The following is a 14,119-nucleotide window of genomic DNA, read 5'->3' on the forward strand; positions in this document are numbered from 1 at the left end:
GATGTATCCGTCGCTACGCGACGGATACATCAGCGATGCTCCGCATCGCTGACACTACGTCACTCCGTGACGTAGGCCGGCCACTTCGTGGCCGGTTGAGATCCCGCTCCGCGGTCTCTCAGCGGAGTTCGCTCCGCGAACTCCTATGGCTTGCTGCAGCGGTGAGGAGGTGTCAGGACTGCTTGGGTTTGCGGGAAATCACGCGGGATACGGGTCGTGCTCTGCGTCCGATGGACGCCCCCTCCGAACCTGAGTGTCTCCCCCGCTGGAGTCTCCACAGTAGCACTTCCTGGGTGCTTCCTTAGTGGAGTTTCGAGGCAGAAAATTTACGGGATCTCTGAGAATCCGGGGCGCTCCTCTTCTGGAGGAACGACGTCGGCTTCGCGGAGGATGCTCTGGATCAACTGGCTTCTGTTCTCGGAGAGTTTGCCGTTCTTCTGGGCGGTGCGGGTCTTGCAGAGCCAGGGGCCGATCATCACGCGCTCTCCGTCAACGTCGATCCCCTCCCGGGCGCCAGGAGGTCGGCCGTGTCGTTCTACGAAGGCGCGCAGCAGGGTGGCTGTCTGTTCGAAGGAGCGGCGTTTCCTGGTTCTGGGGGTGCTGGATGCGGCGGGGGTGGTGGTCTTCGTTGTGGTCAGGGTGATGTGGTGGGGGGTGAGGCCGAGGCGGGCCAGGAGGTGGCGTTGGCCGTCGTCGAGCGTGCTCCAGGTAGTGAGTTGGCGGTGCAGCCAGGTGCCGGCTTTCACGCCGTCAATCACGGTGTCGCGGCGCAGAGTTGCGGGGTCGTGTCCGGTCTGGAGGTAGCGGGCCAGGAGGTGGTATTTGCGGTGCCAGTCGGGTCCGTGCGGGAGGAGCCAGTCGGGGTCCAGGGCGGTCAGACGCGTGTGGCGGGGCTTTGGGAGTTGGCCTTTGCGGGCGAGGCCGCGTTGGTCGACGAGGAACTGGCCGCCGGGATCCTGGGCAGGGATGGCGAGGTGGCCGTGTTCGGCGTGGAAGGCCTCGATGAGGGTCATGTTGCCCTCGAAGGCGGCTTCGTGCTCGTCCCAGATCATGCCGAGTGCGTCGAGTTCAGCAATCCAGTCGGCAGTCAGGGTGCCTCGGCGGTGGGCGGTGCGCTGGCCGGCGATGAAGGCGCCCAGGCGGTAGCCGTAGGCGTCGGTGTAGTCGACCGGGACCTTCAGGTGGCCGTGTTCGGCGTGGTAACGGGTGGCGGCGGCCAGGCCCGCGCGGCGGGGCGCGGACAGCACCGCGCCGACCGAGGGCCAGGCCAGCAGGTCCATCGCGTGGGCGATTGCCTGGGGGTCGAGGGTGAAGTCGAAGCGGAACCGGCGGGTGATCAGGCGGTGGGTGGTGTCGTCCAAGCGGTGCGCGGTGGTCTTGCGTGGGGCGCGGGCGGCGATGGTCTGGTCGTGGTGGCGCAGTGCTGCGGTGATCAGCCAGAGGGCTTCGTAGGGGGTGTCGAGGAGGTCGGTGGGGTCTGCGTCGGGTGGGGTGTAGGCGGGGATGACCAGGCTCGCGGTCTTCACGTCGACGGTGGGGGGTTTACGCAGGGCGCGGCCCAGGGCCTGGACGATCCGGCGCACGCTCTCGGTGCGTGAGGCGAAGACGATCGCGTCGACGGCCGGCAGGTCGATCCCCTCGGACAGGACCTGGGCGTTGGTGATCACAGCGCGGTCGGCCTTCGCGAAGCGGTCGAGGAGTTTCGCGCGCTGATCAGGTGTGTGGTTGCCGTTGATCGACGAGACGGACAGGCTGCTCGCCCAGGGCGGGCGCTGCTCGGGTGGGAGGGTGCGCAGGGTGTGGTCGAACTGGCGGGCGAAGTCCGCGGCGTCGGCGACCTGCTGGAAGTAGACGATCACATGCTTGAGGTCGTGCTCGGTCATCGCTTTGAGGACGGCCAGGTGCAGAGCGGTCGTCCGGCGCGCGGTTGGGGCGAAGCCGGTGTGCGCGCCGTCGGGGTCGGTGAGGACCGTGCGCAGGTCGGTGTCGGTGATGGTGGGGACCAGGAGCTGGTAGTCGGCCAGGACGCCGTCCTCGATCGCCTGGGCGTGGGTGTAGGTGTGCAGGCGGGGACCGAACACCTTCGGATCGTCCATCGAGGCGATCAGGGACGGGGACTCCCACGCCGGTGCGGTCGACGCGGTCCGCTTCGGGCGCGGGCGGGCATCCGGGGCCTCAGCCAGGCGCGGCGCCTCCCACTCATACGGCGTGGCCGTCAGATACAGACGGCGATCCGTACGGATCCGGGAGGAGTCATGGATCACCGTCCATTCCTTGTCCCAACTGCCCGCGGTGCGGTGCGCCTCATCCACGATCGCGAGATCGAAGACCGGAGCCGGGAAGATAGAATGCTGGATCTCCTCGATCCGCCGAAGCGAGTCGAGGGTCACGAACACGGTCGCCGGCTCGTTCTTCTTGGCACGCTGAGCCAGCCAGTACGCCAGGTACTCCCCCGACCCCGTACTACTCGCGCCTGCCTCGGCCAGCACGGGATGCTTGTGTGCCTCGAGTGAGGACACGGCCATCAACGGCTCACGGCGGCCATCCGCACGGGCGGCCCGGGCCCACTGGCCGATCAAATCCCGGGACGGCACCACCACCAGCAGAAACCGGACATCAAGAGCCTCGGCCGTCCGCAGCGCGATCAGCGTCTTACCCGTACCGCACGCGGAGACCATGTGCCCGCGGCTCCCGGGTTTCCTGAGGCCGCGTACCCCGCTGTCCACCGCCGCCTGCTGATCGGAGCGCAGCGTACGGCGGACGGGCGCGAAGGCGTCGGCCAGAGGCGGGTGGCTGTCCGGAACAGCGAGGCTGGGGTTGGTGGCCATCAGGTGGTCCTTGGGAGAATCGGCTGAACGTCGCGGGGCAGAGGGGAGGTCACTGGTAGAGGAAGTCCGCTCCCCACACCTGGAGTCCGTCGACCAGGGCGACGGCGGTGTCCGCCGCTTCCCGGCGCTCCGCGGCTGTGCACGTGTCGTAGATGGCGTTGGTCGGTCCTGAGTTGTGGTACTCCGCAGCGAGTCGGCGGAAGGTGGCCGAGGGACGGAAAACAGTATCCGCCGACGCTTCTTCATCCACGAGCTCCGCGGGAAGCCCGCAGTACGTCTCCGAAGTGATGAAGCATGCCCAGTCGACCAGTTTGCGTGTCGACCACACGTCGTCGGCGACGCGGTCGAGAAACGCGGAGCGGCACTCGTGGCATTCGTCCACCGTCGCGTAGAACAACTGGTCCAACAGGACAGTGTCGGCCCTGGTCACGAGATCCGGATGCAACTCGGACGGCGGGACGAACTGCCGCTGCCGACGGCGGACCGTGGCCGCATCGTGTACATGGTCAGCGCCGATCACGATTCTCTCCACGGCCGCCTCCGGCAGGTTCGATATCTGGTCTTTCAGCCCATCGTCGCGCGCCCTCTGTACACGGCGGCCGCAGAACAACGAACACGCCGTGCAGCGGTAGATCTTCTAGTAAGGAAGACGCCGCCCGCTCCCCCGCCCTGCGGCACCTCGCCGAGGCCACCGCACCCCTTCTTCGACCGCACGTCCAGCTTCGTTGCATGACATGCGCAGGCGGAGCCGGTGGTCGTGAAACTGGGTGTGTGGGTATCGAACACGCGTGCGAGACGGGACAGGCTCACCCAGGAGCAACTGGAGGCGCTGCGGGAGCTGGGCGTGGAGTGGGTGTAGACAGCGGCGCCTCGGGCGCTGAGTCAGACTCTAGTCGTCAGGCCGGTGGCTGCCGAGGCGCGGCGGGCTGCGCACGCCAACCGGTCCGGGGCAGTCTGAAGCTCCTCGGGCGGCACCCCGTCCCGGGCGACCGAAGGCGGCGGGAAACAACTGGGCCGTGAAGGTCCTGCGTCCTCGTGGCGGGAGATCTTGCTCCTTCGGACGGACTCCTAGAGCAGCCGTCAGGTCCCACAGCCCGGCGCGAAGGAGGGCTCTCGCACGGCTGAAAGCCTGCGTACGTGGGGGCGCGAGGCCGGCGCCCCCACGTGCCGTGCGGGTGTGATCGTCGGCGCTATTCGGCCCAGTTGTTGCCGCAGGCGGTGTAGACAACCCAGCGGTGCGAGCTGATGGCGTTGTTCACCGTGGCACCACTGGAAAACTCGTCGTCGGCAAGGTTGGAGGCGAACCCCTCGTTGCGGGACAGGCAGATGTAGCCTCCGGTCCACCCCGTGCCGGTCCCGTTGAAGAACTGAACTTCGAGCGTCGTACCCTTGTTGAGGATCGATGAGGCCTTGTTGGTGGCTGAAGCCTGATAATCCCCAATGCCGTCACCCCAGTTGGAGTCCCAGCCGTCGTCCTTTCCTAGGAATCCGGTGCAGTTGGTGCCGTCATAGGCGTACATGTAGGTGGGCGTCGCACCACCATCCCACGCGCTGTCGCAGGCCGAGGCCGCGTGCGCGGTAGAGACCGGGAGAGCAGTTCCTAGGGCGGCCATGGCCATGACGGTCAGGACGGCGGGGAGCTTGCGCATGAGGGACTCCTTGTAGATTGATTCTTTCCGCGACCATTTGGTCGGGTTTTGGGGAGGGTTGTGAGTGTGCTTCAGAGGTTCCGTGCCCGGGCAAGGGCGGACAGCCTCATCTGCCGGTACGCGGTGAATTCCTCGGTGTAGTCGCGTGCCACCTTGTCTCGGTATTCCGCCTCCAGGGCACGCGCGGTCTTTCCGAGGGATGTCTGTTGGGCGCACTCGGCCTCCGTCACGGCCAGGGCGGATTCGGATTGCAGGGCCTGCGACTCGGTCATCCCGCGAATCAGGCTTTCTCTTTCGCGACGGATGGCGTCGGGGCTCTGAAAAGGCCGGCCCGCTGCCTTCATGCAACGAGACCACGCCGCCACGGTGCTGGTCAGACGTTCGTCCTGGAGGATGCGCGGAACGTACAGAGGCGTCAGCGAGGTCACGGTCTTCTTGGCGCGGAACCAGGTTGCATGATCCCCGTAGAGCTGCTCCCTGACCTGGGCGTAGCAGCCGCCGCGCGGGGTGCGGACCGAACCGCCGGACGGCAGTTCGATGGTGATGGTGTCGGTGAAGGTCCCGTCGAGTGCCCTGGAGTATCTGACGCGTTCCTTCTTGGGAAGCGCCCTGACGTAGGTGATGTTGGGATGGTCGCGGTTGGCCTTCTGGGCTGCGGTGTCGAAAGTCCGACCGTAGCCGTACTGGCGGGCCCAGGCGACGTCGTCCACGACGTAGGCGCCGACTTTGCGTGCCGGCACGCTCAGCACTGGCAGGGGCCAGTAGCGGAAGCCCTCGCGCCGCATGCACTGGGTGACGAGGTCCTGCTCCGCGCGGTCTATCTCCACTTCTTCCATGAGGGTGAGGTCCCTTACCGGGGGGCCATGGGTGGAGACGGCTCGTTCCTGGTGTTGTCGACCGGTATCGGCCGTGCTTCGCGTGTCGGAGCTGCAACCGGCCGTCAGGCAGGCCAGAAGGGCGGCCGAAAGCAAGATCCTTCTCTTCCTCCGCACTCCGCGCCCTCGTTCCTCTCGGATTGCCTCAGCAGCGTTCTTTGCGAACTTGCCGCGCTTCTCCACAGGAGAGTAGAAGGGGCCAGGAGCTCAACTTTGCTGTGCGTGCACGGAAGTTGGTCGGTTGTGCAGTCGGTCCCTCACCGCCTGGTGCTTGTGTGGTGAGGGCTGAGGGCCGCATCCTGATCTCCGGCCAAGAGCGGCAGACGGGTGAGGGAGACAGCCTGTGGAAGGAACGCGTCACCGAGCCGTCGTCTCGTCGGGTTCGGTCCGGGCGGTGCCCGGGATCGACCGGGCCGGGATGCTCAATGCCTCGGTCGTGGCGCCCCCGGAGCGTGCGGACACCATCCGACGCGCCCTGTGGAAGTCCTTCTCCCGGGTCGACATCGATCACCACACGTCCCAGGATGACATTGCAGCCCGTATGGCGCTCGGCACGGTGGGTCCCATGAAGGTGTGCTCCGCCCAGGGGACCCCGGTCAGCCTGCGCCGTACACAGCGCCTGGCCCGTGAGGACCATGAGCCAGCGGTCTTCCTCGGTCTTCAGGTGACGGGCACCAACCTGGTCGGGCAGCATGGCCGCCAGTGCCTCGTCGGGCCAGGAAGTCTCGTGGTCTTCGAATCGACCGCGCCGTACACCCTGCGCTTCGAGCAGAGCTTCGGCTATCTCTCCCTGCGCATCCCGCGCGAGGCGCTCGCTCTGCCGGAACGCATGCTGCGCGAGGCCGCCGCCGTCACCCTCGGCCCGGGCAACCCCACCGCCCGCCTGGCGTTCACGTACTTCTCCCAGCTGGCCGCCAGCGAGGAGTTGCGTGCCGGGACGTACGCCGAGTCGGTCGTGGGACCCTCAGTGGAACTGCTCCGGGCCGTAGTGACCTCCCAGTTGGGAGACGCAGCCCCTGCCGGAGCGGCATCGGATGAGTTGCTCGGCCTGCGCATCACCCAGTACGTTCGCGCCCACCTGGCTGACCCGGGCCTGTCGGCCCCACGCATCGCGGCAGCGCACGGCATCTCGGTCCGCCACCTCTATAACGTGTTGTCGCGGTTGGGCATCAGCCTCGGGGACTGGATCCGCAGCCGCCGCCTGGCCGAGTGCAGGCAGGAACTGGCCGGGCCCTACGGTCGGGTGCACACCATCGCGGGCATCGGCCGCCGTTGGGGCTTCATGGACGCCACCCACTTCAGCAAGGCCTTCAAGCAGGCATACGGCATGTCACCACGGGTCTGGCGCGACCTGCACCACCGCACGCCCTCGCACCGTTGAAGCCCTGCCTTTGGCGAGTGTCGCACTGCCGTGGGTGCGTGGGCTCTCGATGGCTACCGGCTCCTGCTGCCGGCGACGGCGCACGGAACCGCGGCGGCCCTTGTGTCAGCCCCCTCGGGAGAATCCTCGCTGGTTCTCATACCGGGCTGCTTGCCCAACACTTGTGGGCCTCACCTGCGCTGACCAGCCGCAGGCGGATCTCTCATGAGCAGCACCCACGACGTCCTGCACGACCCTGAGGACACATCGCGGCGCCGGGACGGTGCTCCCCTTTGGGCGTGCCGCCTGTGACATCGCACAGGAGGGTCTCCAGGTAGGCGTCCACGCGGGCGTTGCCCGTAGGGCTGTAGCCCTTGGTGAGTTGCTGGGCGAGCTGCTCGAGCCGATCGAGCTGTCGCAGGCGGGCGTGCAGATGTCATCTATACGCCCGATCCTGCGAGCCGCTTCGTCGCCGAAATCAAATGGCGCACCACGCGGTGGAAGACCCATGAGACTGTCGAACGGGACTACCTCGCCCAGGCCGCCAACTACACCGCTACCGGGCCGCCCTTCGCCCTGCTCCTCGTCGGCGACGCCAGTGACCACTCCGCCGGATACCGCGACATTGATGACAGCATCTGGATCATCAGGCACGCCCGGAGCACGACGGAAATTCCCCGCCTGATCGTGGCCGGCGTCCTTCCGACCGCACGACCAACCCCGCACTCCCTGCGCGCAGCGCGCTCGTCACCGCGCTGACGGACGGCGCAGCGCGGCGGCCCCGACGACGCGCAACCGGCTGAGACCGCCCCGATCCCCGGCCGCGGCCGGGCCGCCCATCCCGCCCGTCCCTTCCTCCTTCACTCCAGTCAAGGGACATGGGCAGAGCAGCCGCAACGGGGATGTCAGCGCCCCGACCACGGCAAAACGGCGTGGTGACCTGCGCGGACACGAGGACGGTCCTGCCGGCCACGCAACACCTAGCGCAGCCCTTGGCGCAACCTCCAGCGCAACAGATAGGCGCAACCCTCGCCGCAACCTCGTGCTCCTGGTCGACGTGCGAAGTGCCGTCTTCGTGGCAGTGAGCCAGCTGGGGGTGCCCCGCCCCATGACAGCTGAGGGCCGCGAAGCACCACCGCCGTGTCAGTGACACGCCCCGGCCCTGAGCCGACGACCAGCAAGCACACAGCTCTCCCGCTCAACCATGACTGACACGTCCACACTGACACAGAGCCGACACATCGCACCCGGAGGCCGGGATGGTCTGGGAGCCCGGTGAGGAGGCCTGGGACCGACCCGACCAGGTCCAGCTGACCTACCGAGCCGGAAGGCGAAACGGGCGCTGTGGCGGCGCGGGTTCAGTCCTCCGGGATCGCGAACTCCATCCACAGGGGGTAGTGGTCGGAGATGTGCCAGGACAGGTCGGTGAGGGTGTGCCTGCCCTTGAGAGCGTCGACGAAGTCGACCTGGCCGCCGGTGACTGCGTCAAGTGTCAGGACTGGGCGGCGCTGCTGCCCCTTGGTGAACCAGGCGATCTGGTCGTAGAAGTGCTCGGCGCCGGGTTGGTCGAAGATCGTGCGCGGCAACCCGGCCAGCTGAGGCGCAGGCGTCAGCCCGGTGGAGGTAAAGGCCTCGAACAGCGGGTCGCTAACCCGGTCGATGTTGAAGTCTCCGAGTGCGATGAGATTGTGGTCCCAGCCGAACTCCCGCTCCGCCCAGCCAGCCAGCCATTTCGCGATCGCCTTCAGCTCCGGCACCCGCTCCGCGGCTTTCTTGCCGTAGTTGACGTGCAGGGTGACCAGGGTGAACGTTTGCCCCGAGGAGAGGAAGCTGACCGCGTACGGGGTGCGAGCGAACTGCCGGTCCAGCGAGGCTGCGCTCACTCCTGCGTCCTGTTCGAGCGGCACCACCAGCTCGCAGGCCAGGCCGGACGGTTTGACGCGGCGGGTGTCGAACAGAAAGGCCAGACGCTCGTTGTTGCCCGCCTTGCCGAGGGTCACATCGGTGAGGATGAACGCCCAGTCCTCACCGAGTACCTTCAACAGGTAGCGCAGGGCCCGCAGGTTGCCACGCACCTCCTGCACGGCGACGACGTCGAAGCGACGGATCACCGCGGCGATGAAGTGCACGTCGGCGAAGTTCCGCTTCGGCGAGAGGCCCTCTGCCGTCGTCCAGGCCTTGGTCAGGTCTCCGAAGGCTCGCAGGTTCCATGTAGCGACCAGCAGGTTGGTCCCCTCCGACTTCGTCGGCACGGACTGATCGAGTACCGCGTTCCAGCCGTCGATGCGGGTGGCGACGGTTTGGGGCGGGGTCAGGATGTCGGCTTCCGGCGGCACTCGATCCTCCTCGGCGTGGGAACGGGCACCTGGAGCGTGCAGGCTCACGATGCGCGGAACAAGAGCCATTGCAGTGACACATAGATGATGGTGTTCGGAGTCGCATCGGCCGCCTGAGCGCTACGGAGCGACCTCTTCGAGAAGCTGAGGGCCGTTGTTGCGGACGTTGTTGACGGCCGTGGAGACGGGCCTGGCGTCCAGGTGGCCGCCTGCGGGCTGGTCGAGCAGTGCGCGCAGCTGCTCGGGGTCTTGGTGGTGGGGGTCGAGCCAGGTGTCGTAGTGGTCGGGGGTGAGGGCGAGTGGCATGCGAGGGTGCACACGTCCGGCGGCGTCAGTGGCCTCGGTGGTGATGATGGTGCAGGTCATCAGCCAGGCGGCCGGGTCGTCGTCCTGCTTGACCTCCGGGTTGCGCCAGTACTCGTACAGCCCGGCGAGCGCCATCACCTGATCGTCCTCGGGGTGGATGAAGTACGGCTGCTTGCGGGCCTTGCCCGTGGCGGGGTCCTTGGCCTGCTGCCACTCGTAGAAGCCGTCGGCCGGCAGCAGGCAGCGGCGCTTGACGAACGCGCGGCGGTAGGCGGGCTTCTCGTGCACGGTCTCCACCCGCGCGTTGATCATCCGCGCGCCGATTTTCACGTCCTTCGCCCACGGCGGTACCAGGCCCCAGCGCAGCCGTCGCAGTTCCCGCTCCGCCTGTGCGGCATCGTCCTCGTCGCGCGGGGTGCGCTCGAGGACGGCCCAAACGTCATTGGTCGGGGCGACGTTCCAGTTCGGTGCGAGCGCCTCCTCGGCGCGCCAGTCGGTGATCTGGAAGAGCTGGACGAGGTCCTGAGGGGCGCGGGTGGATGCGTAGCGGCCGCACATACAGCCACTCTCCCACCATCTGTGCTGCCCGCGTCTGTGTTGGTTGTTGTGTCGAGCGGATGGGCGGCCCCTTTTCCAGGGCGCGGTTGCGGGGCCGCCCGGGCCCTGCTGTCCTGTCAGGAGCAAGGCACTACGACGCTAGGGCCCAGCGCTGACGCGTGCTCGCTCGGTGCCCCGGCCGGGTGAGTGGCAGCGCCCCCGCCCCTCCGAGGGCCGGGGTGGGAGCAGTCGCTGGAAATCTCTCGGTCAGTACAAGGACTCGAAGTGCCGCTCGGCTGCGATCTGCCACCGGATCTCCTCGCTGGTGATGTACAGCGAGCAGTCCTGGCAGGTGGTCAGCGGTCCGACGCCGCGCGGCGGGGGCGGGCAGCTGCAGCAGTCCGGGCCGTGGATGCAGTAGCGGCATGTCGGATCGTGATCCTTGCGGGCCCGTCGTGGCTGGGGCGTGGTCCAGTACAGATCCAGGCGCCACAGTCACCGTCTACATCTGGACCCAGGTCACCCAGGGGCAACACGAACACGCGCCCTGCCCCGTCCACGTCTCCGAAGACCCCGTACGCCGCAGAGAGTGGACCATCCAGCGCCGCAACATCTGCCGCCTCTTCGGGGAATCCGACCACCACCCCCACTACCGGCAGCTCAAAACGCTCCTGCACCCACTCATCGCCCAACTCTCCGACACCATCGACCGAAACAAGACACCCCGAAGCGGGCCGTGGTGACAAGCATCTTGGCCAGGTGACAACTAACGTGTCCCGGCTCAGCGACACGGGCGGCTGCGCAGGGAGAGAAGTCTCTCAGGCGGCGAACCCCACGTTGGTCACGTACTCGTACTGGCCCCACTGGCTGCCGAGGTCGATGATCTGTTCGACCCATGCGTCGTCCAGCGCCTGGTCGTCGTCATCGGCCCAGGCCTGGACGACGTCGTCCCAGTGGCGGATGTTCAGCGTGCGGTAGTCGACAACGCGCTGGCGAGGGCGGGGCACTTGGGACTGGTTTAGGGGGTGGATCTCAACCCGTGTGCCGCGGCCTTCTCGGTTGAGGCGGTTGAGGAGGTAGCGGGATACGTTGTGGCGGCGGACCGTCCGGTAGGCCTCCTCAATACGCTCCAAGTTCTTCTTTGAAGGATTCTGCTTGCCCTCCAGCCACGCCTTCAGGGTGCGGTCGGCGACGGTCAGGCCGGCATCGCGGGCGGCCTGGCGTGCGTGCTTGGTACGGGTGAGGTAGTGCAGGCGAGCAAGCAGGCCACGCCGGGCCGTGATGGGGGTGGCGATGTAGCCGGCGAGGCGGTCAAGCTGCCGGGCGACGGCATGGTGGCCTTTGATGCCGCGGGCACCATACTTCCCGAATTCAAGGTTCCTTTCCGGCATCCGGTTTTGCCCTCCTAGGCCTGCCGTCTATTTAGCTCGATATGCACCAGAATATCTCAATTATCGCTTGTCTGTGGCGAGTTCAAGACACCTGCCCCATGACGAATGCGGCGGAACCACGCTGAATCCGCCAGCGGAGCCCCGTATTTGCTGACGCTTCGCGGCTACCCGGGCAGGACACCGGCACCAATGGCCGCCGTGATGAGCAGTTCGTGGCCGAGCACGTACCCGCCCTTCCTGCTCGTCGCCTTGTTCCCGACCGTCATCCTGACGCACGCAAGGATCACTCCGACTCCTCGGCGGGATCGGACTCTGCACCGATCCGGTACACATCCTTAACCTTCACCTCAGTGACGCCGCGCCCCTCAGGGAAAACGCTCTTCCAGTCCCCGATCACGTGCAGCTCGTCGGTACCCATCGCGCGCACAACCATCAGACCCTCGTCGTACGCCCGATGCGCCTTCCACCACAGATTGGCGAAGGCCTGCGAGCGAATGAGGTGCATCCAGTCCTGCCGGTAGATCTCCCGGTTGAAGTTCGACTCCCCCAGGGTCGAGACGAACTTCGAGTACATCGCCTTGACATACTCCTCCGTCACCTCATCCCCCTCGCCGATCGCCTTGTCCCGGGCGTCCTTCAGCACAATGCGGAACTTCTCCAGGAGGCTCTCCGTGGCCCCGGAAGTCCACGACTCATGGATCTCCGGCGGGTCACACAGGCCGAACTTCGGGCCGGACAGCCGCAGCAGCAGGCGCAGAGTGGGCTCGGTCACCCACAGCGGGCCGGGTTCGTCACGGTTGCCGATCGGGTTGGGCAGCACCGCCTCGTGCTCCCACACCGGCGGGGTGATCAGGTGGACGCCGGCACGGCGGCGATCGTGGTGGTTGCCGGTGGAGTGCTCCAGCTGGCCGAGCGGCAGCCACGTCTTGAGCGCGCTCAGGTAGGCGCCGTTGACGTCGAGGGCGGTCACCTCATGCGTGCCGGAAGGAAGCTCGGGGCGGGTCCACTTGGGACGGGCCTCCCAGATCTGGTCGGCGCCGCGAGCGCTCTGCTTGCGCAGGACGTCGGGCATCCCGGGGTGGGCCACGATGTCGTAGCGGCCGCCCTTGCGGGTCTCGTCCAACAGCGCCATCGCATCCGGGATCGCTCGCTTGATCAGGGCTGCGGTCGCCGCCTCGACGTCGCCTTCGTGCTTCGCGAACGCGGCCGCCACCGCGGCGCCGATCAGGTCGGGCATCTCAGAGGCGGCCTTGGCTCGCCTGCCCACCGGGACGACCTTCTGACCAGGCGCGCGTGTCGGGCGCTGTGTACGACGGCCGGGATGCGACGTGACCGGCGTCGGGGGTGACGGCGACGCCACGGGGGGCTCGGCATGCGTGGAGGAGTTCCGCGCAACGGCCGAAGCGCACTCGGCGGGGTCCAAGTGCTGCGGGTAGCCGGCCACCTGGTGGCGAGCAGGCTGCCCGCACAGGTAACACGGCTGCGCTACGGCGAGCTCCTGGTCCTCGTCGGCGTCTTCGGCACCAAGGTCATCGGATGCGACGGCGGGAGGTTCATCGGCACCCGTGTCCTGGGGCTCGGGGACGCGAGCGCGGACCTTCGCCTTCGCCTCCGCTTGCTCAAGGAAGTAGGCGTACTTCGCGCGGAGTTCACCGCTGGGATCGCGGCCCGACTCCCAGCCGCCAAGGGTGGAGGGGCTCACTCCCAGGGCGCGGGCCACCTGTGCGCGCGGCAGACCGAGTTCCTCGCGCAGTTGCCGGCGCCGCTCCGCTGGGGGCAGCGCCGTCGGCTCCGGCACGGCTTCGAGCAGCGCGTCGATCGCCGCGAACTCGCTCATGTCCTCTCCCTGCCGTTCTGCTTGGCCGCGGCCCGCTGAGCGCGGCGGCGCTCGGCCAGGCCGGGGTTGACGGTCTCTTTCACCCGCTGCTCGCCCCAGCCGGTGAGTGTCATGGCGCGACCGATCCGTCCGTGGGGAGGGCGGCCGGTCAGCGGATCGGGGGCGAGGTAGGTGCGCAGGGCCTGGGCGAGCCGTTCTTCTGCGTCGTGCAGTCCCTGCACAGCGTCGGCAAGTTCACGCTCGTCCTCGGTGTTCGCCATACCCTGATCGTCGCTGATTCCCAGACCGTAGTCAATTTATTGATGGTCTTGATTTTCTTGACCGTCAAGACCTACTGTGCTGGGACCAGGGCCACCGCCGGTGCCCCGGTCGGCACTCCCCACCACGCCCAAGGAGAACGACACCAGTGACCCAGCTTGAGAACGACCTCGCCAGCGCCCGTCACTTCGGGGCCTTATGGCTGTGTGCCTGCGGCGCCGAGAACCCCAGCGACTACGACTCCTGTCACGGATGCGAGCGCCCTGCGTGGGAGTGTGCTCACTGCGGCACCGTCACGGCGGGAGACGCCTGTACCCGGTGCGGGGGAACCGTCAGCTCCGACGACAACCCGGAACTGGCCGAGGAGAATTGGCTGAACCGGCAGATCGGCCCCCGGAAGGTGGGTGGCCGATACGACCACGGCTACCAGGGATCGACGTACGAGGTCCTCGCCATCGACCGCGGGCCGCGCCCCTCGTGGCCGACGTGGCAGATCACCGTCCGTTACGACGCGGACAGCCGGATCACCACGCACTGCACCGCCTGGGACCCGGCCAAGGACCGTGTCTTGGTCGAGCCTCCGGCCCACACCGAGAAACCGACGAAACGGGTCTCTGCAGGTGACGGAAGTCACCGCAGGGGCCCGTTTCTCGTTTCCATGATCGCTGTGAGGCATCACACAGCCTGGTCAGCTCACACAACAGGGCCCCGACGCGTGAGCTATCTCACGGGTGGGGCGTGA

General features: G+C 67.3%; 12 protein-coding genes and 1 pseudogene. 3 read left to right on the forward strand and 10 right to left on the reverse strand.

The features are described 5' to 3' along the window. Nucleotides 1-326 precede the first annotated feature (326 nt). Complete coding sequence (locus ACTWQJ_RS30235; protein ID WP_443309702.1) at nucleotides 327-2,828, reverse strand: Helicase associated domain protein; 2,502 nt, start codon at nucleotides 2,826-2,828, stop codon at nucleotides 327-329. A gap of 49 nt (nucleotides 2,829-2,877) precedes the next feature. Next, the gene (locus ACTWQJ_RS30240) at nucleotides 2,878-3,348 is read right to left on the reverse strand and encodes a hypothetical protein (RefSeq protein ID WP_443309703.1); all 471 of its coding nucleotides are present in this window, start codon (nucleotides 3,346-3,348) and stop codon (nucleotides 2,878-2,880) included. Between the two features lie 219 nt (nucleotides 3,349-3,567). Here ACTWQJ_RS30240 and ACTWQJ_RS30245 point away from each other — a divergent pair. Further along, a pseudogene (locus tag ACTWQJ_RS30245) lies at nucleotides 3,568-3,687 on the forward strand (helicase associated domain-containing protein); the annotation flags it as partial. A 331-nt stretch (nucleotides 3,688-4,018) separates the two neighbouring features. Here ACTWQJ_RS30245 and ACTWQJ_RS30250 read toward each other — a convergent pair. Together ACTWQJ_RS30250 and ACTWQJ_RS30255 are read right to left on the reverse strand one after the other, a co-directional pair. Further along, complete coding sequence (locus tag ACTWQJ_RS30250; RefSeq protein WP_443309704.1) at nucleotides 4,019-4,477, reverse strand: hypothetical protein; 459 nt, start codon at nucleotides 4,475-4,477, stop codon at nucleotides 4,019-4,021. A gap of 71 nt (nucleotides 4,478-4,548) precedes the next feature. Beyond that, the gene (locus tag ACTWQJ_RS30255; RefSeq protein WP_443309705.1) at nucleotides 4,549-5,448 is read right to left on the reverse strand and encodes a hypothetical protein; all 900 of its coding nucleotides are present in this window, start codon (nucleotides 5,446-5,448) and stop codon (nucleotides 4,549-4,551) included. A gap of 322 nt (nucleotides 5,449-5,770) precedes the next feature. Here ACTWQJ_RS30255 and ACTWQJ_RS30260 point away from each other — a divergent pair, with 322 nt between their 5' ends. Beyond that, a complete protein-coding gene (locus tag ACTWQJ_RS30260) occupies nucleotides 5,771-6,733 on the forward strand; it encodes an AraC-like ligand-binding domain-containing protein (protein WP_443309713.1) in 963 nt (320 codons plus the stop codon). Nucleotides 6,734-8,070: 1,337 nt separating this feature from the next. On the opposite strand, the gene ACTWQJ_RS30265 is transcribed toward ACTWQJ_RS30260, so the two are convergent. Both ACTWQJ_RS30265 and ACTWQJ_RS30270 read right to left on the reverse strand, forming a co-directional pair. Then, nucleotides 8,071-9,048: an endonuclease/exonuclease/phosphatase family protein gene (locus ACTWQJ_RS30265; RefSeq protein ID WP_443309706.1), complete on the reverse strand. Its 978-nt coding sequence runs from the start codon at nucleotides 9,046-9,048 to the stop codon at nucleotides 8,071-8,073. 120 nt (nucleotides 9,049-9,168) lie between these two features. Next, nucleotides 9,169-9,912, reverse strand: coding sequence for an SOS response-associated peptidase (locus ACTWQJ_RS30270; RefSeq protein WP_443309707.1), 744 nt, complete (start codon nucleotides 9,910-9,912; stop codon nucleotides 9,169-9,171). A 404-nt stretch (nucleotides 9,913-10,316) separates the two neighbouring features. Between ACTWQJ_RS30270 and ACTWQJ_RS30275 the strand changes: the two genes are divergently transcribed. Continuing rightward, nucleotides 10,317-10,634, forward strand: a complete 318-nt coding sequence (locus ACTWQJ_RS30275) for a hypothetical protein (RefSeq protein WP_443309708.1) — start codon at nucleotides 10,317-10,319, stop codon at nucleotides 10,632-10,634. 75 nt (nucleotides 10,635-10,709) lie between these two features. Here ACTWQJ_RS30275 and ACTWQJ_RS30280 read toward each other — a convergent pair whose 3' ends face one another. From ACTWQJ_RS30280 to ACTWQJ_RS30295, 4 genes are all read right to left on the reverse strand, one after another. After that, the gene (locus ACTWQJ_RS30280) at nucleotides 10,710-11,282 is read right to left on the reverse strand and encodes a transcriptional regulator (protein WP_443309709.1); all 573 of its coding nucleotides are present in this window, start codon (nucleotides 11,280-11,282) and stop codon (nucleotides 10,710-10,712) included. Nucleotides 11,283-11,446: 164 nt separating this feature from the next. After that, nucleotides 11,447-11,569 (reverse strand): hypothetical protein, encoded by a 123-nt coding sequence (locus ACTWQJ_RS30285; RefSeq protein ID WP_443309710.1) that lies wholly within the window; start codon nucleotides 11,567-11,569, stop codon nucleotides 11,447-11,449. Next, nucleotides 11,566-13,119: a helix-turn-helix domain-containing protein gene (locus ACTWQJ_RS30290; protein WP_443309711.1), complete on the reverse strand. Its 1,554-nt coding sequence runs from the start codon at nucleotides 13,117-13,119 to the stop codon at nucleotides 11,566-11,568. The genes ACTWQJ_RS30285 and ACTWQJ_RS30290 overlap by 4 nt, the downstream gene beginning before the upstream one ends. Further along, a complete protein-coding gene (locus ACTWQJ_RS30295; protein WP_443309712.1) occupies nucleotides 13,116-13,379 on the reverse strand; it encodes a hypothetical protein in 264 nt (87 codons plus the stop codon). Before ACTWQJ_RS30295 ends, ACTWQJ_RS30290 begins: the two co-directional genes overlap by 4 nt. Between the last annotated feature and the right edge of the window lie 740 nt (nucleotides 13,380-14,119).

Source organism: Streptomyces sp. KR55, assembly GCF_052245645.1.
Lineage (GTDB): Bacteria > Actinomycetota > Actinomycetes > Streptomycetales > Streptomycetaceae > Streptomyces > Streptomyces flavusporus.

Excerpts from the sequence above, each read along its gene's own strand:
- ACTWQJ_RS30235 (WP_443309702.1), bottom strand. The coding sequence starts at position 2,828 with ATGGCCACCAACCCCAGCCTCGCTGTTCCGGACAGCCACCCGCCTCTG.
- ACTWQJ_RS30250 (WP_443309704.1), bottom strand. The coding sequence starts at position 4,477 with ATGCGCAAGCTCCCCGCCGTCCTGACCGTCATGGCCATGGCCGCCCTA.
- ACTWQJ_RS30260 (WP_443309713.1), top strand. The coding sequence starts at position 5,771 with ATGCTCAATGCCTCGGTCGTGGCGCCCCCGGAGCGTGCGGACACCATC.
- ACTWQJ_RS30270 (WP_443309707.1), bottom strand. The coding sequence starts at position 9,912 with ATGTGCGGCCGCTACGCATCCACCCGCGCCCCTCAGGACCTCGTCCAG.
- ACTWQJ_RS30275 (WP_443309708.1), top strand. The coding sequence starts at position 10,317 with ATGTCGGATCGTGATCCTTGCGGGCCCGTCGTGGCTGGGGCGTGGTCC.
- ACTWQJ_RS30280 (WP_443309709.1), bottom strand. The coding sequence starts at position 11,282 with ATGCCGGAAAGGAACCTTGAATTCGGGAAGTATGGTGCCCGCGGCATC.
- ACTWQJ_RS30290 (WP_443309711.1), bottom strand. The coding sequence starts at position 13,119 with ATGAGCGAGTTCGCGGCGATCGACGCGCTGCTCGAAGCCGTGCCGGAG.
- ACTWQJ_RS30295 (WP_443309712.1), bottom strand. The coding sequence starts at position 13,379 with ATGGCGAACACCGAGGACGAGCGTGAACTTGCCGACGCTGTGCAGGGA.